Source organism: Polaromonas vacuolata, assembly GCF_012584515.1.
GTDB lineage: Bacteria > Pseudomonadota > Gammaproteobacteria > Burkholderiales > Burkholderiaceae_C > Polaromonas > Polaromonas vacuolata.
Genome location: NZ_CP051461.1, coordinates 2,953,806 through 2,978,450, shown reverse-complemented (window position 1 = coordinate 2,978,450; position 24,645 = coordinate 2,953,806). Strand labels below are relative to the sequence as shown.

General features: G+C 53.6%; 24 protein-coding genes and 1 tRNA gene. 8 read left to right on the top strand and 17 right to left on the bottom strand.

Annotation, left to right across the window (positions count from 1 at the left end; translation table 11 throughout):
• Nucleotides 1–3 precede the first annotated feature (3 nt).
• The 3 genes from HC248_RS13570 to HC248_RS13560 all read left to right on the top strand — a co-directional run bounded on the left by HC248_RS13570 (nt 4) and on the right by HC248_RS13560 (nt 2,494).
• Nucleotides 4–957, top strand: a complete 954-nt coding sequence (locus tag HC248_RS13570; protein WP_168922935.1) for a threonine/serine dehydratase — start codon at nt 4–6, stop codon at nt 955–957.
• Between the two features lie 33 nt (nt 958–990).
• Nucleotides 991–2,319 (top strand): serine--tRNA ligase, encoded by a 1,329-nt coding sequence (gene serS, locus HC248_RS13565; RefSeq protein ID WP_168922934.1) that lies wholly within the window; start codon nt 991–993, stop codon nt 2,317–2,319.
• A gap of 87 nt (nt 2,320–2,406) precedes the next feature.
• Nucleotides 2,407–2,494, top strand: a tRNA-Ser gene (locus HC248_RS13560).
• A 210-nt stretch (nt 2,495–2,704) separates the two neighbouring features.
• On the opposite strand, the gene HC248_RS13555 is transcribed toward HC248_RS13560, so the two are convergent.
• From HC248_RS13555 to ftsY, 14 genes are all read right to left on the bottom strand, one after another.
• Nucleotides 2,705–3,286 carry a LuxR C-terminal-related transcriptional regulator gene (locus tag HC248_RS13555; RefSeq protein ID WP_168922933.1) on the bottom strand — a complete coding sequence of 194 codons (582 nt, stop codon included), beginning with the start codon at nt 3,284–3,286 and terminating at the stop codon, nt 2,705–2,707.
• Nucleotides 3,287–3,536: 250 nt separating this feature from the next.
• Nucleotides 3,537–4,517, bottom strand: coding sequence for an IS30 family transposase (locus HC248_RS13550; protein WP_168922266.1), 981 nt, complete (start codon nt 4,515–4,517; stop codon nt 3,537–3,539).
• A 170-nt stretch (nt 4,518–4,687) separates the two neighbouring features.
• The gene (locus tag HC248_RS13545; RefSeq protein WP_420371987.1) at nt 4,688–5,986 is read right to left on the bottom strand and encodes a tryptophan--tRNA ligase; all 1,299 of its coding nucleotides are present in this window, start codon (nt 5,984–5,986) and stop codon (nt 4,688–4,690) included.
• A gap of 11 nt (nt 5,987–5,997) precedes the next feature.
• Nucleotides 5,998–6,666: a site-2 protease family protein gene (locus tag HC248_RS13540; RefSeq protein WP_168922932.1), complete on the bottom strand. Its 669-nt coding sequence runs from the start codon at nt 6,664–6,666 to the stop codon at nt 5,998–6,000.
• Nucleotides 6,667–6,879: 213 nt separating this feature from the next.
• A complete protein-coding gene (locus tag HC248_RS13535) occupies nt 6,880–7,515 on the bottom strand; it encodes an L-threonylcarbamoyladenylate synthase (protein WP_168922931.1) in 636 nt (211 codons plus the stop codon).
• A gap of 46 nt (nt 7,516–7,561) precedes the next feature.
• Entirely contained in the window at nt 7,562–8,482 is a 921-nt protein-coding gene (locus HC248_RS13530) for a DMT family transporter (protein WP_238342827.1), read from the bottom strand.
• Between the two features lie 5 nt (nt 8,483–8,487).
• On the bottom strand, nt 8,488–9,333 hold the full coding sequence (locus HC248_RS13525; RefSeq protein WP_272953654.1) for a 3',5'-nucleoside bisphosphate phosphatase: 846 nt from the start codon (nt 9,331–9,333) through the stop codon (nt 8,488–8,490).
• A gap of 263 nt (nt 9,334–9,596) precedes the next feature.
• Complete coding sequence (recJ, locus tag HC248_RS13520) at nt 9,597–11,321, bottom strand: single-stranded-DNA-specific exonuclease RecJ (RefSeq protein WP_168922930.1); 1,725 nt, start codon at nt 11,319–11,321, stop codon at nt 9,597–9,599.
• 94 nt (nt 11,322–11,415) lie between these two features.
• Nucleotides 11,416–12,399 carry a D-2-hydroxyacid dehydrogenase family protein gene (locus HC248_RS13515; protein WP_168922929.1) on the bottom strand — a complete coding sequence of 328 codons (984 nt, stop codon included), beginning with the start codon at nt 12,397–12,399 and terminating at the stop codon, nt 11,416–11,418.
• Nucleotides 12,396–13,772, bottom strand: a complete 1,377-nt coding sequence (locus HC248_RS13510; RefSeq protein ID WP_168922928.1) for an MmgE/PrpD family protein — start codon at nt 13,770–13,772, stop codon at nt 12,396–12,398. The genes HC248_RS13515 and HC248_RS13510 overlap by 4 nt, the downstream gene beginning before the upstream one ends.
• Nucleotides 13,773–13,834: 62 nt before the next feature.
• Complete coding sequence (locus HC248_RS13505) at nt 13,835–14,806, bottom strand: Bug family tripartite tricarboxylate transporter substrate binding protein (protein WP_168922927.1); 972 nt, start codon at nt 14,804–14,806, stop codon at nt 13,835–13,837.
• Between the two features lie 52 nt (nt 14,807–14,858).
• Nucleotides 14,859–15,581 carry a GntR family transcriptional regulator gene (locus HC248_RS13500; RefSeq protein WP_168922926.1) on the bottom strand — a complete coding sequence of 241 codons (723 nt, stop codon included), beginning with the start codon at nt 15,579–15,581 and terminating at the stop codon, nt 14,859–14,861.
• Between the two features lie 240 nt (nt 15,582–15,821).
• A complete protein-coding gene (locus tag HC248_RS13495) occupies nt 15,822–16,151 on the bottom strand; it encodes a hypothetical protein (RefSeq protein ID WP_168922925.1) in 330 nt (109 codons plus the stop codon).
• A gap of 166 nt (nt 16,152–16,317) precedes the next feature.
• Nucleotides 16,318–17,637 carry a signal recognition particle-docking protein FtsY gene (gene ftsY, locus HC248_RS13490; RefSeq protein ID WP_168922924.1) on the bottom strand — a complete coding sequence of 440 codons (1,320 nt, stop codon included), beginning with the start codon at nt 17,635–17,637 and terminating at the stop codon, nt 16,318–16,320.
• A 28-nt stretch (nt 17,638–17,665) separates the two neighbouring features.
• Here ftsY and HC248_RS13485 point away from each other — a divergent pair, with 28 nt between their 5' ends.
• The 5 genes from HC248_RS13485 to HC248_RS13465 are packed head-to-tail and all read left to right on the top strand — an operon-like array spanning nt 17,666 to nt 21,985.
• Nucleotides 17,666–19,159 (top strand): M16 family metallopeptidase, encoded by a 1,494-nt coding sequence (locus tag HC248_RS13485; protein ID WP_168922923.1) that lies wholly within the window; start codon nt 17,666–17,668, stop codon nt 19,157–19,159.
• Between the two features lie 34 nt (nt 19,160–19,193).
• On the top strand, nt 19,194–20,546 hold the full coding sequence (locus HC248_RS13480) for a M16 family metallopeptidase (protein ID WP_168923850.1): 1,353 nt from the start codon (nt 19,194–19,196) through the stop codon (nt 20,544–20,546).
• Complete coding sequence (gene rsmD, locus HC248_RS13475; RefSeq protein ID WP_168922922.1) at nt 20,543–21,217, top strand: 16S rRNA (guanine(966)-N(2))-methyltransferase RsmD; 675 nt, start codon at nt 20,543–20,545, stop codon at nt 21,215–21,217. Before HC248_RS13480 ends, rsmD begins: the two co-directional genes overlap by 4 nt.
• A gap of 7 nt (nt 21,218–21,224) precedes the next feature.
• A complete protein-coding gene (gene coaD / locus HC248_RS13470) occupies nt 21,225–21,734 on the top strand; it encodes a pantetheine-phosphate adenylyltransferase (RefSeq protein ID WP_168922921.1) in 510 nt (169 codons plus the stop codon).
• 2 nt (nt 21,735–21,736) lie between these two features.
• The gene (locus HC248_RS13465) at nt 21,737–21,985 is read left to right on the top strand and encodes a YfhL family 4Fe-4S dicluster ferredoxin (RefSeq protein WP_168922920.1); all 249 of its coding nucleotides are present in this window, start codon (nt 21,737–21,739) and stop codon (nt 21,983–21,985) included.
• Nucleotides 21,986–22,069: 84 nt separating this feature from the next.
• Here the strand turns inward: HC248_RS13465 and pth are convergent, their stop codons facing one another.
• From pth to HC248_RS13450, 3 genes are all read right to left on the bottom strand, one after another.
• Nucleotides 22,070–22,738 carry an aminoacyl-tRNA hydrolase gene (gene pth / locus HC248_RS13460; protein WP_168922919.1) on the bottom strand — a complete coding sequence of 223 codons (669 nt, stop codon included), beginning with the start codon at nt 22,736–22,738 and terminating at the stop codon, nt 22,070–22,072.
• A gap of 80 nt (nt 22,739–22,818) precedes the next feature.
• Complete coding sequence (locus HC248_RS13455; RefSeq protein WP_168922918.1) at nt 22,819–23,481, bottom strand: 50S ribosomal protein L25/general stress protein Ctc; 663 nt, start codon at nt 23,479–23,481, stop codon at nt 22,819–22,821.
• 152 nt (nt 23,482–23,633) lie between these two features.
• Nucleotides 23,634–24,626, bottom strand: coding sequence for a ribose-phosphate pyrophosphokinase (locus HC248_RS13450; RefSeq protein ID WP_168923849.1), 993 nt, complete (start codon nt 24,624–24,626; stop codon nt 23,634–23,636).
• Nucleotides 24,627–24,645 lie beyond the last annotated feature (19 nt).

Genomic DNA, 24,645 nt, shown 5'->3' with positions numbered 1-24,645 from the left:
GTCATGGCAGACCCGCTAATAACGCGTGCTCAGATTGAAGCTTGCGCCAAGGTATTTGAAGAAAAGTACAGTCACTTTATCCACCAAACACCGCTGATGAAGCTGCCCGGCAAGGCTTTGGGCATTGCCTGTGCAGAAGTCTGGCTCAAGCTTGAGCATATGCAAACTGGCGGAAGTTTCAAGGCTCGCGGCATGCTGAACCGCTTGCTGTCGAATCCGATTCCAGACAGCGGCGTGATCGTCGCGTCTGGCGGTAATGCCGGTATTGCAACGGCAGCCGCTGCGCGCGCGCTTGGTGTGCGCTGTGAAGTTTTTGTGCCCGGCGTCTCTAGCCTAGCTAAACGCGAACGTCTGGCCGCTTTGGGCGCTAAGGTCGTCGTCGTCGGCGAGGCCTACTCCGATGCCCTTGCGGCTTGTTTAAAACGTCAGCAGCAAACCGGGGCCTTGCTAACCCATGCTTATGATCAGGTCGAGGTACTCACCGGTGCTGGCACGCTGGCGCGCGAGATTGAACTGCAAGGTGGTTTGCCGGGCAGTGTGCTGGTCAGCGTAGGCGGCGGTGGCCTGATAGGCGGTGTAGCCAGTTGGTTTGAACAGCGCAGCCGCGTGGTGGCGCTAGAGCCCGAACTAGCACCCACCTTGTTCAACGCTAGATTTGCAGGTGAGCCTGTTGATGTGGCAGTCAGCGGCATTGCAGCCGATTCCTTGGGGGCACGCCGCATTGGCGCGCTGGCTTGGGCGGCGACCCAGGCATATGTACGGGACTCATTGCTACTTGATGACATCAGCATAAAGCAGGCTCAGCAGTGGCTTTGGCGCGAGTTAAAGCTTGAGATTGAACCCGCGGCAGCGCTGCCCTTAGCTGCCTTGCAAAGCGGTCGCTATTTGCCGCCAGCCAATGAAACCGTCTGCCTGATCATTTGCGGTGCAAATTTAGATCCGGCTAGCTTAGGCTGATTTTTTCGATGGCGGGGCAAATACAATCACCCCATGCTAGATATCAACTTACTCCGTAAAGATTTGCCCTCCGCCATTGCCCGGCTGGAGACGCGTAAAAACCCCCAAGCTTTTCTCGATGTGACGGTTTTCCAGTCTCTAGAAGCTGAGCGTAAGACGCTGCAAATGCGCACCGAGGAGTTGCAAAACCAGCGCAATAGCCTGTCTAAGCAGATAGGTCATCTCAAATCCAAGGGCGAAGACGCCAGTGCGGTGATGGCGCAGGTCATAAACTTCAAGGCTGAACTCGAGTCCTCGGCTGCGCGCTTAGATCAAATACAAAGCGAGCTTTCGGCTTTACTGTTGGCTGTGCCCAACTTGCCACACGAATCCGTACCAATCGGCTCTGACGAACAGGCTAATGTTGAAGTGCGTAAATGGACTCAGGCGCAAGGCTTGGGTGGCGTTCCTGCTGATTTGGCTTTTGAGCCCAAAGACCATGTTGACGTTGGCCAGCCACTGGGTTTGGATTTTGAGATGGGTACCAAGCTCACCGGATCGCGCTTTACCGTCATGAAGGGCTCTTTAGCTCGCCTGCATCGTGCCCTGTCTCAGTTCATGCTCGACGTGCAGACCACTGAGCACGGCTACACCGAGTGCTACACCCCTTACATCGTTAACGCTGACTCGCTGCGCGGCACCGGCCAACTGCCAAAGTTTGAAGAAGACTTGTTTGCCGCCAAAAAGGGGGGGCAAGAAGGTGCGGCAGAAAACGCTGCGCTCTACCTGATTCCAACGTCTGAAGTACCCCTGACTAATTTTGTGCGCGACGAAATACTCGCTGAGTCTGCACTGCCTATGATGCTGACCGCCCACACCCCATGCTTTCGCTCTGAAGCCGGCAGCTATGGGCGTGACACCCGCGGCATGATTCGCCAGCACCAGTTTGACAAAGTTGAGATGGTGCAAATTGTGCATCCCGACACCAGCTACGAAGCGCTGGAAAATATGACTGGCCATGCTGAGGCGATTTTGCAAAAACTCGGCCTGCCTTACCGGGTGATGTTGCTGTGTACCGCTGACATGGGTTTTGGTGCGACCAAGACTTATGACTTAGAAGTCTGGCTGCCGGCGCAAAAAGCTTATCGTGAAATTAGTTCGATTTCTAACTGCGAAGCCTTTCAGGCCAGGCGTTTGCAAGCGCGTTTTAAGAACGCTCAGGGCAAAAACGAGTTCGTCCACACCCTTAATGGCTCTGGTTTAGCCGTTGGCCGCACACTTGTGGCTCTGTTGGAGAACTACCAGCGTGAAGACGGCAGCGTTGAAATCCCGGCAGTGCTTCACCCTTATATGGGCGGCATGACAGAACTACGCCAATCTTGACGTTTTCGCATTGTTTAGCCTGCTAGAATGCCTTACGGCTTTTCGTACAGACGATTAGTCAGTGCTTGAAACAGCACCCGTAAGAGTGGAAGAGTGGCAGAGTGGCCGAATGTACCTGATTCGAAATCAGGCGTACCGTAAGGTACCGTGGGTTCGAATCCCACCTCTTCCTCCAACACCAAGCATTAACGGTTAATCGCTATTGCTTTCAAAAAAACCAGCCTAGTGCTGGTTTTTTGTTTTCTGACTGGGCTAAAACACATACCCGACATGGCTCAAAGAAAGTGGCAGACGAAAAAAATGCCGACATGTATGGCGGCAAATGATTGTTAAAACTGATGAGGCCATGCGCTAAAAAATAGCGCTATGGCAAACATTGATGAACTTAAAACAAGCCTTGTACGCGCGCTAGATGACTAGCTTGCGACCGACTTTTAACATTTAAGCGCCTAAATAGCCGCCAAAGATGAACTTTAACTGTGTGTTCGCTGATTTCGAGGTTTTCGGCGATGTCTCTATTGCTCATGCCTTTGTCTAGCAAAATGAGCAATTGTTTTTGACGCTTGGAGAGCTTTTTGACAGGCTGTCCAATTTCACTGTCAGCGTCTGAATCATCGAGCAAAAAGCTCCGCAACACATTTGCAATTTCTGCATGCTCTGCAGATTTGTTTAAAAATGCGTCGGCACCTGCTCCAATAGATTGATCCCTGCATTCGTAGCACGAAGACAAAACAACCACCGGGACGTCCGGAAATTGAGTCTTGAGTTGCTTAATGCCTTCAATTCCATAACTGTCCGGTGTTTTTAGTTCTAGGCAGATCATCTCCGGTCGTTCTAGCTCTGTTGAAGAGGGCAAAGCATCAAGCGCAGAAAGGCCTATTACGCTGGCTTTTGGGTTTACACGTCGTATAAGCCCGGCTACGGCTTCACGCATTAAGGGGTGGGCGTCAATGACAAAAATGCTCATGATGTGAGTCGTACTATTAAACAAATCGCAAGCATAACCGTGTAACTTAATTTAAGAACAGTTGAAATATTAAAAATATTATTTTTTTTCAACTTCAACGCGCCAAATTTCCTTAATCTGTGAAAAAACGTTATTAATTAATTAATTGTTACTAATTATATGTTTAGTTTGATATTTTATATTCTTGAATTGGCGCTTTTTAGACCATAAATATAAGTTTATGATTATGCCAATCAATTAAAAGGCGGATTCAAGCTTGAAGTGCAACCGTATGCTGATAGGACTCTAACTGTTCCATAAAAACCTGATGCGGCGTTCGATACCCTAAACATTTTCTAGGACGATGATTGAGCCTGTGCATCGCTAAAGCAATGTCATCGTCGGTGATGCAATTAAAGCGCATCCCCTTTGGGAAAAACTGGCGAATCAAACCGTTCATATTCTCGTTCGCCCCACGCTCCCACGAGGCGTATGGATGGGCGAAAAAGAAATCTGCACTCAGCGCAGAAGCTATTCGTTCATGCTGAGAAAATTCCTTGCCGTTATCAGTCGTGAGAGTGTGCACGCAATGAGCGAACGGTTTGAGTAAAGTGATTAACGCGTCCCCTACGGCTTGCGCTGTTTTGAATGGCACGTGGAAAATTATTGAATAGCGAGAGACACGCTCATTAATCGTCACTAGTGCTTGCTTCTGCCCGGCACCAATCACCAGATCAGCCTCCCAGTCGCCAAAGCGCGCACGCTCAAGCACGATGTCGGGTCGCAGTTCTATTGAGACCTGGTGAGAGATGGTGCCGCGCCGTTCACGGCCACTGCTGCGTTTTTTTCGCGTCTTCTGGCAACGCAGTGTTTTATGCAAGGTGCCGCCCGCGCGTTTGTCAGCGTAGATGTACTGGTAAATGCTCTCATAGCTAACACCGGGTTGGTGGCTAGCTTCGAGGTGGCCGCTGATTTGCTCGGGGCTCCAAGCCTCAGCCAACTTTTCCTCCACTACAGCCCATGTCGAGTCAGCAACTCTAGGACTATTGGCGCAGGCAAGTCTACGTTCTTGGGCTTTGTCATTTGCCTGCTTAGGGCGATAGCCTCGTAGACCGCGGTTACGACGCAACTCACGGCTGATGCTCGATTTATCACGGTCCATCATTTTTGCAATTTCACTTTGATTGAAGTTTGCTTTGACGAGGATTGCAATCTGGTAACGTTCGTCACGGGTGAGGTGTGTGTAAATCATTCTGGTCAACTTTGACTTGGTAGTCGGGAAGCTTGGATGCTCTCACATCTCACCCACCCGTACGGTTAATTTCAAAGTTGCACTTCAGACTTGAATCCGCGAAAGTAAAAAATACGTCTAAAGCGAGAATTTATAGTAATTTCGTATTTTTAATTAAAAAGAATACTGAATTAATTAATTTCAGAATTAATCTCATTAATTTCAACGTTTTCTAATGGATGTAATTTGTCTTTTATCTCACCTAATACGGCGCTACCCTCTGCTTGGATTCGGGCAATGACTTGCGCCGCTTCTCTGGGTGAGTCAAATCCGTGACTTTGCAATAAAAGTTTGCCGGTCTTACTGATTAATTTGAAATAAAACTGGCCATCGCTTTCGCGGTATTGCTTGAAGCCATAGTTATTAGCTTTTACACTTTTTGACTTGGTGACGACTGGCGTTAGTTGTTCGAGTTTGCGTAAACCGACTGCGTGCCGCAACTCGCTCAGTAGTGGCACAGCAAGAGCACGGGCTTTGACTGCACCTGCGAGCAATATGGCTTCAATTTTTTCTGGTTCACGCATCAGCTTTTGGTATTGCTCTCGCATGGGCGCTATATCGCGGTCTAGTCGCTCAAATAGCAGCGCTTTAATATCACCCCACCCCATGCCATTGGCATAGGCTTGGCGCAGCAGCTCAGTCTCTGCTGGGCTGGCAAAAGCTTGGTAGATCTGAAACAGTGCCGAGCCTTCGGTTTGTTTTGCTTGCCCCGGCGCTAGCGAATCGGTAACGATGGCGGCGATGAGTTTTTTTAGCTCGGCTTGAGACGCGAACACCGGTATGGTGTTGTCGTAGCTCTTACTCATCTTGCGGCCATCAAGGCCTGGCAAAGTGGAGACTGATTCCTCAATCATGGCCTCTGGCAGCGTCAGGTGTTCGCCGTAGAGGTGGTTAAAGCGCTGAGCAATGTCACGTGCCATTTCTATGTGTTGAACCTGATCTCGGCCAACTGGCACCTTGTGTGCTTTGAACATCAAAATATCAGCCGCCATGAGTACCGGGTACATAAAAAGACCGGCCGTTATGTCCGTCTCAGCATCGTTGCCAGCAGCGGTATTTTTATCGACTGAAGCTTTGTAGGCATGGGCACGGTTAAGCATGCCTTTACCCGTCACACAGGTCAGCAGCCAAGTTAATTCTGTAATTTCTGGAACATCGGATTGGCGGTAGAAAATCACCCGCTCTGGATCCAGCCCAGCGGCCAGCCAGCTTGCCGCTATCTCCAGCGTGGATTGCTGAATACGCGCTGGGTCGCCGCATTTGATCAGGGCGTGGTAGTCGGCTAGAAAGTAAAAACTCTCCGCATTCTCGCCTTGGCTGGCCGCAACAGAAGGCCTAATAGAGCCCACAAAGTTGCCCAGATGGGGCGTACCAGTAGTGGTGATACCGGTTAGAAAGCGTTGGGTGGTCACGGGTAGGGATTGGGTCATGGCTGGCAGGTTTAACGAACGAGTGCAAATAAGGGATTGATCAGGGCAGCAATCAGCCCCATAGAGATGGAAATCAATGGAGCTAACCAGAGCTTGCCGACTATGCCGGTTAGCACCAGTCCCATGACGATGAAAAAGCCCCAAGGCTCGACACGCGAAACTAATTGGGCCTGCTTCCAAGGTAGAAGGCCAACCAGTATGCGACCGCCGTCTAGCGGGGGCAGTGGGAAGAGGTTAAAGGCCCACATAACTAAATTAACCAATATGCCGGCCTGTGCCATTTTTATAAAAAAGGTTTCTGACACACCGAAAGCGGCGTAGAAAACCAGCGCCAAGGCCCAAAAAAGAGCTTGTGCAAAATTCGATGCCGGCCCCGCAAGTGCGACCCAGACCATGTCGCGCTTGGGATTGCGCAACTTACCGAAATTGACCGGAACCGGTTTCGCATAGCCAAACAGAAAGGCGCCAGATGTTGCGAAATAAAGCATCAATGGCATGGCGATAGTGCCTATCGGGTCTATGTGCTTGAGTGGATTCAGAGTGATCCTGCCCATTACATAGGCGGTATTGTCGCCAAAGTGGCGCGCCGCGTAGCCGTGCGCCGCCTCGTGCAAGGTAATGGCGAACAGAACTGGCAATGCGTAGATCGCAACAGTTTGAATCAGGTTTGCAATATCCATGCTGTGTTTTCTCGATGGGTTAAATTTAAGAATCCTGCTGCCAAGTCAATACAGCAGCAGTGTGTTTAGGCCTTTTTCCGCATATTGCCTGCAAATGCAGGCAGATTACAAGCAGAAAATTCGGCAGAAAAAAAAGTAAATCAAGCAGCGTTTAATCATTCAGACCATGCAGCGCAACTCTTGGTTGCGCGGCAATGCTTGAGATGTGCCGGCTTACAAACCCATTGTCGATACCTTGCCGCGGCCCAAGCGGATCAGTACGGCATCGCCGCCCTCACGCATGGCGGTGAGGTCTATGACTGTGGTGGGTTGTTGAAAGCAGGCGCCGGCATCAACGACGGCGGCCAGTTCATGTTCCATTAGTGCGCGTATTTGCTCTGCATCGTTGAGCGGCTCTGTCTGCCCACGCGGTATCAGTGTAGTGGCCAGCAGTGGTGCGCCCAGCAACTCAAGCAGCGCTTGCAAAGTTTTGTGTTCGGGCACACGCAAGCCAATCGTTTTTCGAGAAGGGTGGCTGAGGCGGCGCGGTACTTCTTTGCTGGCGTCAAGAATAAAGGTGTAAGGGCCGGGCGTGGCGGCCTTAATCAGTCGGTACTGTTGATTGTCGACACGCGCGTAATTGGCCAGCTCGCTTAGATCGCGGCACAGCAAAGTGAGGTGGTGTTTGTCGTCAACGCCGCGTATTCGGCGCAGGTTGTCGGCGGCTGTCTTGTCGTCTAAATGGCAGACCAACGCATAACTCGAGTCGGTTGGTACGGCTGCAATACCGCCGCGCTCAATCAGCGCTACAGCTTGCTTTAAAAGCCGTAGCTGTGGGTTGTCGGGGTGAACTTCAAAAAACTGTGCCATGGTGGTTAACTCTGTTGGATATTTAATTTGCAGGTGCTGTGCACTGTCATGTCTCTGCCGCTTGTATGGGAACCCGGCCTTCGCGCACCGCTAGCCAAGCGCCGGCTGCGCCGCAAACGGCAATCATACAAATGCCGGTGAGCGAAAAGCGGTCTGGAACATGCGAAAAAACCAACCAGCCGCCCAACATGGCAAAGCCAATTTGCGTATACAAAAAAGGCGTGAGTGTTGCCGCTGGCGCGCGCTGGTAAGCCAGTATTAACAAAAAGTGACCCACAGTGCCCAGTAAGCCCATCAAAATCATCCCAGCCCAAAGCGTCCAAGCATCTAATGTGACCCAGACAAAGGGCAGGGCGAAGGACGCTAACAAGGTGCCGCCCCAGCCGGTATAAAGGTGCATGGTGAAGGGGTCTTCGGTTCTGGCCAGCTTGCTGGTGAGCACTTGAAACCAAGAATTGCTCACCACCAATCCCAGCGGCAGCAAGCTAGCCCAGTTAAACGCCTCGCCGCCCGGTCGGATGATGACCATGGTGCCGGTAAAGCCGCCGCACACCAGAACCCAGCGCAGGGTGGAGACTTTCTCGTGCAAAGTGGTTGATGCCAGCAGTGTGATGACTAGCGGCGTGATCATCACAATCGCGGTGAACTCGCCGACCGGCATGTAGCGCAAGCTTAAAAATGCAAAAACGCTACTCATCAAAAGCAGCACGCCGCGCAGCATATGAAACCGTGGGTGCACAGTCCGCAGCACTGACCAGCCGCGGGTCGGCAAAACCGCCACAGTAGTGGCGATGGCTTGAAACGCATAGCGAAACCAGACGGCCATGAACAAAGGAACGCTGGTGCTGACGTGTTTGGTGACGGTGTCTAAAGATGCAAAACAGGCCACTGCCGCAATCACCAGACCAATACCGCCCAGAACACTGCTTTGTCTGCCCGGGGACAAGGTGATCAGTGCCTTGGGCAGCTTACTCACTGAATGCGGTCCGCAAGCAGTTCCCAGACCGGCGTTAGCGCACCCGGTAGAAATGGCAGGCCGCCTAAATTGGTGTGGCTCTCAACAGGGCAGTGAAAATCGCTGCCGCGTGAAGCGGCTAGGCCGAACTCTTGGGCCGTTGCTGCATAGCGCACATACTCCAGTGCGCTGTGGCTGCCGGTGACAACTTCAACGCCAAGTCCGCCATGGGCTTTGAATTCAGAAAACAGCGCATATTCTTCGTTGGCGGTGAATTTGTAGCGCGCTGGGTGAGCAATAACTGCCATACCCTTGGCCTCGGTAATCCAATGCACGGCATCACGCAAACTGGCCCAGCGGTGCGGCACATAGCCTGGTTTTCCTTCGGTGAGGTATTTGCGAAAGACTTCATGCGTTTCTTTGCAAACGCCGGACTCGACCAAAAACCGCGCGAAGTGGGTGCGCGAGATCAACTCGGGGTTGCTGACAAATTTAAGCGCACCTTCAAAAGCGCCTTGGATTCCAACCTTAGCCAAGCCCTCAGCCATTTCCATGGCCCGCTGACTTCTACCGCCTCGGGTTTGCTTAAGGCCTAGTGTTAACGCCGCATCATCAGGGTCAAAACCCAAACCGACGATGTGGACGGTTTCGCCCGCAAAGGTGACCGATATTTCGGTGCCGGTCAGGTAGCGCATACCGTTTGCTTTGGCAGCCGCCATAGCGCGGTGCTGGCCGCCAATTTCGTCATGGTCTGTGAGTGCCCAAAGCTCGACGCCTTCGGCTTTGGCGCGTTCTGCCAAGGCTTCGGGTGTCATGGTGCCGTCTGAGACTATTGAGTGGCAATGCAAGTCGGCGTTAAGAATGCCGCGTGCTTGGGATTGGCTCACACTCGCAGGCAGATTGCCGGTGGGGGAGGAGAGGCTGGGTAGGATGTTGTAAGAACTCACACAGTTATTTTAGGCTTTTGGTTCAACTTTTTTTTATTCCTAGATTGCTGCTGTTGCTATGGCCTGCCAAGCGGTCGAGTCGATCTTTGGCTGCACAGGCTGCTGCGCTGAAAAACTAGCCGTAAGCGCAGCTACACGCACCTACACGCACCTTGCTTGAAGGCTATGCTTTAGCGGTTTTAATCCTGCGCCGCCTGGACTAAAAACCGCACTTTGCGCTCGCCCCGGTATTCATCCGCATCGAGCTGAAAGGCCAGCGTAACTCGTTCTGGCAAGGCCTCGGTACGACCAAACCAGATGCCGTCAATTGGCTGACCTTGGTGCTTGAGTTTTAGTAGCAAATGCTTGTCATTGATCAGCCGCTGAGAGACTACCTCGACTTCTTCGCTAAAGGTGGGCGCTGCAAAGCCTTGGCCCCAGACTGATTGATGCAAGGTGTCGACCACATCGATGCGTCGGTACTCGGGGGCTAACGGGCCATCCGTTTCCAAGCGCCGGGTTAAGGTGGCGCTGTCCAGCCACTCGTTGGCGACTTGCTGGAGAGTACTTTCAAATAATTCGAAATTTTCTTCGCTGATGGTGCAGCCAGCCGCCATAGCATGGCCGCCAAAGCGCAGCAGCACGCCGGGTTGGCGCTTGGCCACTAGGTCTAACGCGTCGCGCAGATGAAAGCCTGGGATCGAGCGACCTGAGCCTTTGAGTTCATGCTCTTTGCCGGGGGCTTTGCTGGCGGCAAAAACAAAGGTTGGGCGGTGCAGTTTGTCTTTGATGCGGGAGGCCACAATGCCGACCACGCCTTCATGAAAATCCGGATCAAAAATGGCGATGGCTGGCGGCGGTTGGTCGTCCATATCAATCATCTGGTCGGCCGCGAGTTGGGCTTGTTCGCGCATGCCGGTTTCTATCTCCCGGCGTTCGCGGTTAATGCTGTCTAGCGTCTGGGCCAGTGCCTCGGCGCGCACGCTGTCATCGGTCAGCAGGCATTCAATGCCTAGCGTCATATCGCTCAGTCGTCCGGCCGCATTAATCCGTGGGCCTAGTGCAAAGCCAAAATCAAAGGTGCTGGCAATAGGCGCTTTACGGCCAGAAGCGACAAACAAGCTGGCGATGCCGGGCGGTAGCTGGCCGGCGCGTATGCGTTTGAGGCCTTGAGCGACTAAGCGCCGGTTGTTGGCGTCAAGTTTGACCACATCGGCGACTGTGCCCAGCGCTACCAGTGGCAGCAGAGAGTCGAGTTTGGGTTGGTTTTGCGGTGTGAATACGCCGCGTTCGCGCAGTTCCGCGCGCAGTGCCAACAGCACATAAAACATCACGCCGACGCCGGCAATGCACTTGCTCTCGAATTCGCAGCCGGGCTGGTTTGGGTTGACGATGACATCGGCTTCGGGCAACAAAATGCTACCGTCGCTGAGCGCTGGCAGGTGGTGGTCGGTGACCAAAACCGCTAGGCCTAGCGCCTTGGCGCGGGCCACACCCTCAAAGCTGGCAATGCCGTTGTCGACGGTGACCAATAAATCAGCGCCGGTGGCTTTGACGCGCTCAGAAATAGTCGCGGTCAAGCCATAACCGTCAACGATGCGATCCGGCACCAGATAGCTCACGTGGCTTGCGCCCAGCATACGCAGACCGCGCAAAGCCACAGCGCAGGCGGTGGCGCCGTCGCAGTCGTAATCAGCAACGACGCAAATTTTCTTATCACTGGCAATGGCATCGGCCAGTAGTTTTGCCGCTTGGGCTGTGCCCATCAAGGTGTTGGGTGCGAGCAGACGCGCTAGACCGTCATCGAGTTCACTGGCGCTGTGCACACCGCGTGCGGCATAGAGTTGGGCCAGCAGGGGATGGACGCCGGCTTGCTGCAGCGCCCAAATACTTCGAGGTGGAGCGTCGCGGACTTGGATTTTCATAGAAAGGCTTTTTAATTCGGGAGCAGATGCCAATTCTCGCAGGCTAGTTAGCTCGCAAAAGCGTGTGCGCCTGCTAAACCCCCTTAAAGCGCCGTTAATTGAGCGGTCTGACCAGTGGCTGACCGGTTAGCCAAGCGTGTAAACACTCAGTCACGCCTTGGGCAAAGCGTTCATAGACTGGCTCAGTCACAAAGCCCAAATGCGGTGTCAGCAGCACGTTAGAAAGCGTGCGCAGCCCATCGGTTGCGGGTAGCGGTTCTACATCAAACACGTCTAGCGCAGCAAATCCAGGCCGTCCCGCTTGCAATGCCGTGATTAAGGCCGCGCCGTCTATCAAGGCCGAGCGCGAGGTGTTGACCAACAAACTACCCGGCTGCATTAGCGCAAGTTTTTCTGCATTGAGTAAATGTTGGCTCGCCGGTGTTGGCACCAAATGCAAGCTCACTACCCGCGAGCTAGAGAGTAATTCATCCAGCGACACAGCCGTCGCGCCGTGCTCAGCCGCGCGTTCGGTCGTCATGCGTGGGCTCCAGGTGATGACTTTCATGCCCAGTGCTTGGCCCACTTTGGCGACGCGCCCGCCTATCTCGCCCAAACCTATTAGGCCCAGCGTTTGGCCTTTGAGTACGCCGGCCAATGGCACGGCGTTGGCAGAGCGCCATTGGCCGCTGCGCAGCAGTGCGGTTTGCTGCTCAAGTTGACGCATGGCGCCGAGTATCAATGACCAAGTCATCTCACAAGTGCTGTCTTTGGACGGGCCCCATTCGGTGTGACTCACCGGAATGCTGCGTGCTGCCAGCGCCGCCAAATCTAACGTGGTGTTGCGCGTGCCGGTAAACACCAGGTATTTCAGCTTTGGCAATTGGGCCAGCAAGGCGGCATCGATTGGTGTGCGGTCGCGTACCAGCACCAGTGCATCGGCGTCCTGGAGTGCTTCGACTAGCTGCTGGCCGCGTAGCGGCTGGTGATGGACGCTGACATCAGCCAGCGCATCAATCGCCTGCCAATTACCAATGCGGCGCAAGGCCTGTTCGGCGTCACCGGCTATGACGATGCGGGGTCGGCTGGCGGCGCTCATACGCGCGGCTTGGCCAGCGCCACCATGGCCGAGACATTGGCGGCTTGACCCAGTGCAAAGCAGGCTTTGATTAGCTCGCTGGTTTGGCTCTGGCCCAAAATGGCGTCCGATAAGCTGTGAAATTTCGCCTCTAACTGGGCATTGGACATGGGTTTTTTCAGCGAGCCAATCGCATGCTCGACAAACACATGCACGCGTCGGCCATCTTTAAGCACCGCAGTGACATCGGCGCTGGCCTCGTCAATCGAGTCATCCACCGTGGCCACAACCTTGCGGCGTAGTGCCACCATGTCGTCGCGGCTGACGATGGAGTCGGCGAATTCTTCTTCAGCCGCACGGCCAAAGGTTAAACCCGCAGCGCAGCCGTGGTAGACGCTGAACTTTGCTTGTAAGCCGTCGGTAGGCTCTTTTTTACCCGTTAATTCCAGCACCAATGAGTGCACTTTTAGCTCGACTGATTCGATCTGGTCTGGCGTCACGCCCTGGCCGCGCAGCTGGGCGCAAGCATCAATGCTGGGGTGAATCACGATTCCGCAGGCAAACGGTTTGTAGCTGTTAAAGGCAATCTCGAAGCGCTGACCTAGCTCGCCGGTGATCTCGTTCCAGTCGTTTTTGGTCGAGATGGTCTGCATCATGCCGCGTGGTGCTTCTAATGCTTTGGGGCTGGCGGTATAGCCTTGGCTGGCCAGCAAGGCTGACATCAGTCCGGCGCGTGCTGCGGCTCCCGGGTGAAACGGTTTGGTCATGGTGCCAAATTGCTCACGCATACCGATGGGCTGCGAGGCGGCAATACCTAAAGCCATGGCGGTTTTTTGCACATCGAGCTTGAGCAGCCGCGCGCAGGCCGCCGCCGCGCCCAGCGTGCCGGTCGAGCCAGTGATGTGCCAGCCGCGGTCATAGTGGTCTGGATACATGGCGTTGCCGACTCGGCAAGCCACGTCTATGCCCAGCACCAATGCATCAATCACTTCTCGGCCACTGCTGCCGGTGTGTTCCGCCAGCGCTAACAGGGCAGAGGCGACTGGGCCGGCGGGATGGATGATGGTTTTGAGATGCGTGTCATCAAAGTCAAAGGTGTGGGAGGTGATGCCGTTAATCAGGGCGGCACTGGCCATGTCAACTTTTTCCAACCGTCCCAACACGCTGGCTTGGGGTGCTGGTTGCAGCATTTGGACGGCGGCCAAGGCTGCGTCGGCGGCTTCATGTTGGGTTGCGCCAACCGCGCAGCCCAGCCAGTTCATCCAAGTGCGGTGGGCTTCTAGGTCTAGTGCGTCGCTCCAGCCGCGGGACGGATGGGTACTGACAAACTGCGCCAAGATTTGAGTAATGGGCGGAGCGTTGTGGTCGGCTGAGACTTGGGTATTGCGGGCCATTGATTATTTTTTTCTGGCAAAGATGCCGTTTTGTTTTTGATGTTTAAAAAGAGGGTTTGCGTTTAGCTGTCTAGCGAGATATTTCTGGCCTTGGCCAGCTTGGTCCAGCGATCGATATCAGTTTTGATAAAGGCTGCAAATTGTTCCGGCGACATCACTATTGGCTCAATCGCTTCAACCGCGAGCTTTTCTGTCATATCCGGCGCTTTGAGCACCACGGCCAAGGTTTCGTTGAGCAGTTTGACTATCGGCTGCGGCATGCCGGCTGGGCCGACCACGCCGTACCACTGCTGCGCATCAAAGCCTTTAAAGCCGGATTCATCCAGCGTGGGCAAATCTTTAAATTGTGGGTGGCGCTTAAGACCCGTGACCGCTAGCGGCCTGACGCGACCGGAGCGGATATGCGGCAGGGCTGCAGCCAAGCCAGGGAACATGGCCTGGGTTTGACCGCCAATCAAATCGGTAAACGCGGGTGCAACGCCGCGGTAAGGAATATGCACCATGAAGGAGTTGATTTGCTGCTTAAACAACTCCATGGTCAGGTGTGTGAGCGAGCCTTGACCGGCTGAGCCGTAGCTGACTTTGCCGGGGTTTTTTCGCACATATTCAACAAACTCTTTGACCGTTTTGACGGGTAATTCGCTGTTGACGACCAGCACATTGGGCGTCGCGCCAATCATCGCAATGGCGGTGAAGTCTTTCACCGGGTCGTAGTTGAGTTTGCGCGTAGCCGGGCTGGTGCCGTGGGTGGCGACATAGCCTTGCATCAAGGTGTAGCCGTCAGGCGCTGCGCGGACTGTGGTTTGGCTGGCGATGACGCCACCGCCGCCGCCTTGGTTGTCGACGATGAATTGCTGCTTGAGCAGTCGGCCCCAGCGCTCAGTGATGGTGCGACCCACCATGTCGCTGCCACCGCCGGCGGCGACCGGCACTATGTAGCGTATCGGCTTGGCTGGATAAACACTTTCGGCCAGCGTAAAGCCGGGTGCCAATAACAGGCCTGGTGCGGCTTGCAGTAAAAGGCGTCTTTTCATGGCTTTGTCTCCTGATGCTTGTGGTTATAAGAATTATTTTTTTTTAGGTTTTTTAATTTTGGTCGCTAGGCGCCGAAAGCGCTTGCAGCAGGCGCTCAAAGGCCTCGCCCACATGCTGGCTCATCAAGGCTTCACAGCGCGCGCCGTCGGCATCTTGAACCGCCTGCATGATGTCTTGGTGTTCGCTAACAGAGCTGCGCATGCCGACATCTTGAGATAGATTTTTGAGCCGCGATAAATGCAGCTTTTGAACAATTCCGCGATAAGTCTCTAACAACTGCTGATTGCCCGCGGCTTCGACGATGGCCCAGTGGAAATGCAAGTTTTCGCTGTAATAAGCCTGCACGTCGTGGTCGTCAAATGCTTGTTGCATGGCTTTGATTGCGCGCTCTAACTTAGCCAGCAACAGGCCGCGCTCGCGCTCTGGCAAAGCGGCACTGCGGCGACCGGCAAAACCGTCTAGCAGGCCGCGCATTTGGTACAGGTCTTTGACTTCTGCGGCCTCTAGTTGGCGCACAAAAACACCGGAATGTTTGCGTGAGATCACCAGGCCTGAACTTTCCAACTCACGCAAGGCTTCACGCACTGGTACGCGGGAGACTTGCAATCGACTGGCTACATCAGGCTCATTAATGCGTTGGCCTGGCGCGAACACACCTTTAAGAATCAAGGCCAGCATGTCATCACGTACCAACTTGGAGAGCGAGGTATCGCGTATTGCGCTGATGCGGTCGGAAGATGTTTCGGTGAGCCAGGGAAGTGTTGTGGAAATCATTATTGTGTATATCGTATACGATTAAAATTTAAAAAAGGTTGTTGCAGACAAAGTTGTAGCAGTCGCAAATAGCTGTGCGCACAGCTTGGCAAAGCGGTGTGCTTAGCGGACAGTCCGTGTTTGTCTAGTCTTAGTGCTTATCGTGAACGCGCTGGCTGCTTAGCGGCGAGTTAGTAGGGCAGAAATACGCTGGCCGCCGGAGTAAATTAGCGGCCGACGAATGCGGCTAGTTGAGCGATATTACTGAGGTTTGTCATCCTTGACTTCCCGCACATCTACGTCCACCACTTCGCCGGGTTTGCCAGACTTGCCTGACCTACTTGGCCCTCCAATGGGCGAGCCATCGCTGCGCTTGGCATCTGCTGGCCAGACTGAGTCTTTGGAGAAGCGCTTGAAGCGGCTAAAAACCACTGGGGAGACGGGTTTACGGCCTGTGAACAAGGCCATGAGCAGGCTAAACAGTAGCGCTATTAAAGCGGCGAACAATAGGCTGATCGCAAAAATGATGGCGAAAACAGCCATCACCAGCCTGAACACAAAACGCAAAATCTGGCTTACAAAGGCAGGCAAGTTAAATCCTTTAAAAAGACTTATTTTAGGCCGTAGCAGCCGGTTTCAAGGCTGGATGTTGATTGGCGCAGATTGCGGTTAATGTTTAAAACGAAAAAATTAACTTTTCAGTAGGATTTAACGGTGTCTTTAACTTAGCCATTAAATTGAGCTATTGCGAACCTTATTAAGCCAGCAATGCTTGCGAAAATTCGCGTGCGTTAAAAGTCTCCAAGTCTTCGAGTTTTTCGCCCACGCCAATAAAGTAAACCGGCACTGTGCCCAGTTTAGGATTGCTAGCAGCTCGCTCACGCGACCACAAAGCGATAGCGGCCAGCACGCCGCCCTTGGCCGTGCCGTCTAGCTTGGTGACGATTAGGCCAGTCAGTGATAGGGCTTCATCAAAGGATTTGACTTGGGCCAGTGCGTTCTGGCCAGTGTTGCCGTCTATCACCAGCAAGACTTCATGCGGTGCGGTGGCGTCAGCCTTTTGCACCACGCGTTTGATTTTTTTCAGCTCTTCCATTAAGTGCAGCTGTGTCGGCAGTCGGCCAGCCGTGTCGACCAGCACCACATCACGGCCGCGCGCTTTGCCGGCGGTGACTGCGTCATAGCTCACAGCAGCCGGGTCGCCACCTTCTTGGCTGATGATGTCTACCGTATTGCGGTCGGCCCAGATGCTGAGTTGCTCTCGTGCAGCCGCACGAAAGGTATCTGCGGCGGCGAGTAATACGGATGCGCCTGAGTTGGCTAAGTGCCGCGTAAGTTTGCCAATCGTGGTGGTTTTTCCTGCGCCATTCACGCCAGCGACCATGATGACTGTGGGTTGGAACTCACCAATAACCAATGCCTTTTCCAGTGGTTTGAGTAATTGAGTCAAGGACTCAATCAAAATATTGCGCACAGCAACCGGGTGCGTAACGCCGCTGTCTTTGACGCGGCGGCGGATTTCTTTGATCAGGTATTCGGTGGCTTTTACGCCAGTGTCGGCCATTAGCAAGGCGGACTCTAGGTCTTCATAGAGCTGCTCGTCGATTTGGTTACCGACAAACACCGCGGATATGCTGGTGCCAGTTTTACGCAGGCCTGAGGTGAGCTTTGACAACCAGCGCTCCCGATCCGGCGCTGCCGCAGCGACCGAGGCGGTGGCTTGGTCGATATCAATTGGTGCGACCAAGGCTGAGCCAATCATGCTCACATTCGGGTCATACAAAGGCTTTGCTACCAATGCTGGAGCTAGTATGGCTGGCGCTAACTTTACTGCAGGCGGCGGCTGCGTTGGAACTGGCGGTGCTGCTGAAGTTGGCGTTGGCGCTAGCTGTGGCGCTAACTCTGGCTCTGCGGCAGTAATGTCTTTAGGCGAAGCCGCAATATCTTGATAAGGCGCCGTGTCCGGTTTGGCCGGCTCCTCAGATATGACCGTTATATCCGATGTTTCCGTTGTTTCCGGTACTGTCGGGGTTGGCGTTGGAGATGAGAAGAATTTTTTCTTGAAGAAACTGAACATTAGACCTACTTATGAGTCGCACCATTCTATGAAACACCAGACCATCGTCGGCTTAGCGCCGACATTGACCGCAAATTTAACCCGCCCATCACGCTTTCTAGCAGCCCTTGCCCTTGGTGGCGGTCTGCTTTTTGGCCACTCTGCAGCTTTTGCTCAGGATGCTGGCGGGGTACAGCAATTCAAACTTGCCAATGGCCTGACGGTTATCGTCAAGCCTGACCACCGAGCACCTACCGCGGCCCACATGCTGTGGGTCAGGGTAGGTTCTATGGACGAGGTCGATGGTACTTCAGGCGTAGCCCATGTACTCGAACACATGATGTTTAAGGGTACAAAATTACTTAAACCGGGTGATTTTTCTAAACAAGTAGCCGCCTTAGGCGGACGCGACAATGCGTTCACGGGCCGGGATGCGACGGGCTACCACCAACAAATTCCTGCCAACAAGCTAGAAGATGTGATGCGCCTTGAAGCCGATCGTTTTGCCAACAACCAATGGGTTGATGATGAGTTCAAGCGCGAGATAGAAGTCGTCAAAGAAGAGCGCCGCATGCGTACCGAAGACTCGGCCCGCGCTTTGCTTGCAGAAGCCGCCAATGCCGTGACTTTCACCACTTCGCCGTATCGCCGCCCAGTCGTCGGTTGGATGGCAGATATTGAGGCCTTGACGCCTGACGATGTACGCAACTTTCATCACCGCTGGTATGTGCCCGGCAATGCGGCTGTGGTGATCACTGGCGATGTGGAGTTTGACCAAGTTAAACGTTTGGCCGAAAAATACTATGGCGTGATTGCGCCAGGCGTGATGCCAGTGCGCAAGCCGCGTCCAGAGGTCGAGCAGGTCGGCGAGCGCAGTCTTAACTTCAAGGCACCAGCCAGTCAAGCCTACGTTAGCCTAGCTTTTAAAGTGCCCAAATTAGAAGCCGAAGACTTGACCTCTCTGACGCTAAACGCCACAACAATGACCGCATCAGGGCGCGACGCATTGGCGCTGACTGTGCTCAGCGCAGTGCTCGACGGTTACAGCGGCGCTAGGCTGCAACGCGCGCTTGAGCAGGGCGGTGCAGACGGCAGCCAACGGGTTGCAGACAACGCGGGCGCTTACAGTGGCTTAACCGGCCGCGGTCCGCAGTTGTTTGTGCTTTACGGTGTGCCTTCAGAAGGCAAAACGACGGCGCAAGTCGCTAGCGCCTTACGCGCACAAGTGGCATTGATCGCCAAAGATGGTGTCAGCGACGCCGAACTCAACCGCGTCAAAACCCAGTGGGTAGCGAGTCAGACCTACAAGCTCGACAGTGTTTTTGCGCAGGCCAATGAGTTAGGCGCCAACTGGATTAACGGTTTTCCACTTGACGCTGATGCCCGCACGATTACCCAGTTGCGCAGCATCACCAGTGCTGAAGTTCAAGCGGTTGCTGCCAAATACTTTATCGACGATCACCTAACCACTGCAACGCTTTTGCCGCAGCCGCTAGACCCTAATCGCAAGCCGCGTGTAGCCACCGCCGGCATGCGCCACTGAACTCTACAAAATCGCAAAAAAGCATAAATACATGATGAATACGAATTTGAAAACGATGGCTCGCAGCATTTTGTTGGCGGGCTCTGCCAGCTTGTTTTGCCACTTGTCTCTGGCTGCCATTCCGATACAGCACTGGACACAGGCAAACGGTGCAAAAGTTTATTTGGTCGAGAGCCCAGCCATCGCCATGCTGGACGTACAAATCGACTTTGACGCCGGTAGCCGACGCGACCCGCAGGCTAAAGCGGGTCTGGCCGGCGTGAGTGCTTCAATTGCGTCTAAGGGCGTGGCTGCCACTGGCAAAGAGCCAGCACTTGACGAGAATGCACTGGGCGAGGCTTGGGCTGATCTGGGTGCGCAATTCGACAGCGGGGCTGGCAACGACCGCATGAGTTTTTCTCTGCGTACCTTGACTGAGGCAGACTTGTTAAGCAAAGCGGTTGACTTAGCCGCGCGCCAAATCGGTCAAAGCGCATTTCCTGATTACGTCTGGCAGCGCGACCGGCAAAAAATTGTGGCCAGCCTTAAAGAGTCTTATACCAAGCCAGCGACTGTCGCTAGGCGGGCTTTTTCGCAGGCCGTTTATGGCAGCCATCCATACGGCTATGAGATGACCGAGGCAACCCTTAGCAACATCACGGTCGCTGATATGCGGGCTTTTTACGCGGCAGGCGTTCAGTCGTGTGGTGCGCGTATCAGTTTGGTCGGTGCGGTCACCAAAGTACAGGCCGATGCGATTGCAACGCAATTGTTGTCACGTCTGCCCACACAAGACTGTGCCAGCTTAACGCCACGCCCTAAAGTGCCCGAAATTGCAGCCTTGACCCAAGCGGAAGAAAAAATTATTCCCTTTGCATCGGCCCAAGCTCAGGTCTTGTTAGGTCAGCCGGGTTACAAGCGCAACGACTCAGACTTTTTCCCTATGCTGGTGGGCAACTACATTTTGGGCGGCGGCGGTTTTGTCTCGCGGCTAACCACTGAAGTGCGAGAAAAACGTGGTCTGGTCTACGGCGTAGGCAGCTATTTTATGCCCGGCCTGCATGCTGGCGCGTTTACCGTGAGTTTGCAGACTAGGCCAGATCAGGCTAGCGAAGCCTTGGCCATTACGCGCAAGGTGGTTGCCGATTTTGTCGCCCAAGGGCCGACGCCAGTCGAGCTAAAAGCGGCCAAGGACAACCTCATTGGCGGCTTTGCCTTGCTGCTAGACAGCAACCAAAAACTACTTGGCAATGTAGCGAATATTGCTTGGAATGACTTACCGCTCACCTATCTTGATAACTGGACTGAACAAGTTGCTAAAGTCAGCACCCTAGATATCAAAACCGCGTTTGCAAAAAAACTGCAACCGGAAAAGATGGTCACAATAATTTTGAGCGGAACACCATGAAATACACAGTAGAAAAGACTGAAAAAAGCAGCTCGGCCACAGCCGAAAAAAGCGCAAAAAAACCTAGGTCTGGCAAAGTCGTCGGGCGCAAAACCATACCGCCCGGCGAAGTCCGCATCATTGGTGGGCTGTATAAGCGCAGCAAACTTCAAGTGGCGAATCGCCCCGGTCTGAGGCCAACACCAGACCGCGTGCGTGAAACTGTTTTCAATTGGTTAGGCCAAGACTTGAGCGGTTGGCGCTGTGCTGACCCGTTTGCTGGCACTGGCGTGCTTGGCTTTGAGGCCGCTTCGCGCGGTGCGGCTGAAGTTTTAATCTGCGAGCAAGATCCGATTTTGGTCGACAAGCTCAAAGCCTCTGCCAGCAAGCTGCAAGCGGCCATGATTCGTGTCGAGCGCGGTGATGGCGTGGCCATGCTTAGGCGGCTATCGCCAGCGAGTATGCAGTTGATCTTTATCGATCCGCCGTATGAGTCCGCGTTGTTTGAGTCTTCACTCAGGGCTGCTTCGCAGGCGCTAAACGAAACCGGTTTTATTTATCTTGAAGCGCCGCGCGTTTGGCTAGATGAAGAATTACTGGATATGGGTCTGCAAGTTCACCGCTTTGGTAAGGCCGGCGCTGTGCACTTTCATTTACTTTCTAAAGCCGGGACAAACAGCTCGGGCGCATAATTTAGGAATGATTCTTTCCTTGCCAATCCCTGCTAGCCGAATTGCGGTTTATTCCGGTACGTTTGACCCGGTCACGCTAGGTCATTTGGATGTGGTGTGGCGTGCTGCCGGTTTGTTTGATGGTCTAGTCATTGCAGTGGCCCACGCGCATCACAAGAAAACTCTTTTTAGTTTGGAACAGCGTGTGGCGCTAACCGCTCAGGCTTGCGAAGATTTACCGAACGTCCGGGTCATGGCCTTTGATGGTTTGATCATGGATTTTTGTGCCGAGCATGGCGCTAGCGCGGTGGTGCGCGGCATTCGTAATCTGACCGACTTTGACTACGAGTCGCAGATGGCCGCGATGAACCGCAAACTAAGACCCGAAGTGGAAACTGTTTTTCTGCTGCCCGAGGCTAACTTGCAATGCATTAGCAGCACCTTGGTGCGCGAGATCAGCAAGCTTGGCGGCGATGTGCGCCAAATGGTCAGCGCACCCGTGTTGGATGCGTTGTCAACAATCAAGAAAGGGGTTTGATCGTGGCACTTTTAATTACTGACGAATGCATTAACTGCGATGTCTGCGAGCCCGAATGCCCGAATCAAGCGATTTATTTGGGCGCCGAAATTTACGAGATAGACCCGCATAAATGCACCGAATGCGTGGGTCATTTCGACGAGCCGCAGTGCGTCCAGGTCTGCCCTGTGGCGTGCATACCGGTTAACCCAGAGCACATCGAAAGCCGCGATACCTTGTGGCAAAAATATCACCGCTTGGTGGCGGTTTAGCGGTTCTTTAAATTCTGATTTGAATCGACTAGTCAGGCGTCAAAAATACCTGCTTATTTCACTCGTTTATATTTCGAATCGTTCTTATGAAGTCTTTGCGTCAGGTGTTTCTGGCGGTTTAGCTGCTTCATTGACTTCGGCTTTAACCGGCACTTCCTTGCGCGGCGGCTTAGGTCGCTGCGGCGCATTGGTATGAATCATCATGGTGGCTTTTTCCATCTCGCCTGCTAGCAGTGCTGGTACTGCTTTTAGTGAACGGTCTATGCACTCATCAATTGCACTGCGGTGTTCTTGCATGGGCTTTTTTAGCACCCAATTGATCACTTCGCTTTTTACGCCCGGATGACCTACGCCTAGCCTTAGTCGCCAGTAGTCACCTATGCCAAGCTGCGCATGAATGTCGCGCAAGCCGTTGTGACCCGCATGGCTGCCGCCAAATTTGAGTTTGACTTGGCCCGGCACTATGTCTATTTCATCGTGCACCACTAAAATTTCTTCGGGCAAAATTTTGAAAAATCGCGCTAGGGCAGCAACTGATTTGCCAGAAAGATTCATAAAGGTTTGGGGCTCGAGCAGCCAAACATTTTGACCATTCACGCTGGTTCTGGCGATTTGACCGTAATAACTTTTGTCAAAGCTCAGTGGTGCTTTGAGATCGCGCGCGAGTGCATCTATCCACCAAAAGCCCGCATTGTGCCGCGTAGCTTCGTACTCCAAGCCGGGGTTGCCCAAGCCTACAAACAGTTTGATCATTTTTTGCACTTTAAATAAAAACGGCCCATGCCTGTACAGGTCATGGGCCGTTGGCTGTTAAGCCTTAACGCTGCGAAGAATTACTTCTTAGGAGCAGGTTTGGCTTTACCGCCCTTACCTTTAACTGGCGCGGCGGCTGCTGCGGCTGCGGCAGCAGCTGCATCGGCGGCGACGTCGGCTTCGTTGACGGCAACGGTCAAGGATACCAAGACTGGGTTTTCCTGGCCTTTTGGTACGAATCTCACGCCTTTTGGCAAGGTGATGTCCTTGACGTGCAGAGTCGAGCCTTTTTTCATGCCGCTCAAGTCGACATTGATGGACTCTGGAATATCCGCTGGGAAGCATGACACTGTCAGTTCGGAAACCACGTGGTTGACCAAGCAGTTGTCAGTTTTGACCGCTGGGGACTCTTCTTCGCCGGTGTAATGCACTGGCACTTTAACTGTCATGCGTGTGCGAGCTTCAACACGTTGGAAGTCAATGTGCAGAACTTGCTGCTTGAAGGGGTGCATTTGCAAATCACGCAGCAAAACTTTGTGCTCTGTACCGTTCAATTCCATCTCAAGGATGGCGGCGTGGAAAGCTTCTTTTTTGATCGCATGGAACAAAGCGTTGTGATCGATTTCGATCAACAGCGGCTCACCGGTTCCACCGTAAACAATACCTGGTGTACGACCTGTGATGCGGAGACGGCGGCTCGCACCCGTGCCCTGCAGTGTGCGCGTAAAAGCGGCAAATTTCATAATCAACTCCAAAAAGAGGCTTGCCGCGACCAGCTTGCCTCAAACAAGGGAGACTTTATTTCCGGTGCCTATAAAAAAGCTGGAGGTCAAGATCCCTAAAAGGCCGAGCGGGTGCGAATTTATTTCGCACCACAAACGGCCACCTTTTCGTCTCAGAGCAGAACCGGTTGGTCCTGGTCGGAGAACAAACTCATCACAGACTCTCCGCGCGAGATGCGCTGTATCGTTTCCGCTATCAGCGGGCCGACAGAAAGCTGGCGTATTTTTTTGCAATGTTTCGCATTATCGTTAAGTGGAATCGTGTTTGTGACGACCACTTCGTCCAGGGCATCGCCCTGTGTTATGCGCTCTATCGCCGGGCCCGAGAAAATCGGGTGCGTGCAGTAAGCGTAGACTTTTTTCGCGCCGCGCTCTTTGAGCACTTCGGCGGCTTTGACTAGCGTGCCAGCGGTGTCAATCATGTCGTCCATGATCACGCAGTTGCGGCCGTCAATATCGCCAATCACGTGCATGACTTCAGACACGTTGGCCTTGGGCCTACGCTTATCAATGATGGCCATGTCGCAGCCTAGCTGTTTCGCCAGTGCGCGTGCGCGAACTACGCCGCCAACATCGGGTGAGACCACCATGAGGTCGGAATAATTTTTCTGTCGCAAGTCACCCAGCAAGACTGGCGAAGCGTAAATGTTGTCGACAGGTATGTCGAAAAAACCTTGAATTTGGTCAGCGTGCAAGTCCATGGTTAAGACGCGTGAAACGCCCACAGCTTGCAACATATTGGCGACTACTTTGGCCGTGATGGGAACGCGTGCTGAGCGTGGTCGGCGATCTTGCCGGGCATAACCAAAATAGGGAATGACAGCGGTAATACGCTCGGCTGAGGAGCGCTTGAGCGCGTCCACCATGATCAGCAATTCCATCAGGTTTTCGTTAGTCGGCGCACAGGTCGACTGCACGACGAAAACGTCGCGGGCTCTCACGTTTTGCTGAATTTCAACCGTGACCTCGCCATCAGAAAAGCGTCCGACTTGAGCGGCGCCTAAAGGCATGCCCAGATGTAGGGCGACTTCAGCGGCCAAACTTGGATTAGCGTTGCCAGTAAACAGCAGAAAATCGGGATGGGGGTGGGGATGGTTCGACTGCATTGAGGACCCAGCTTGTATC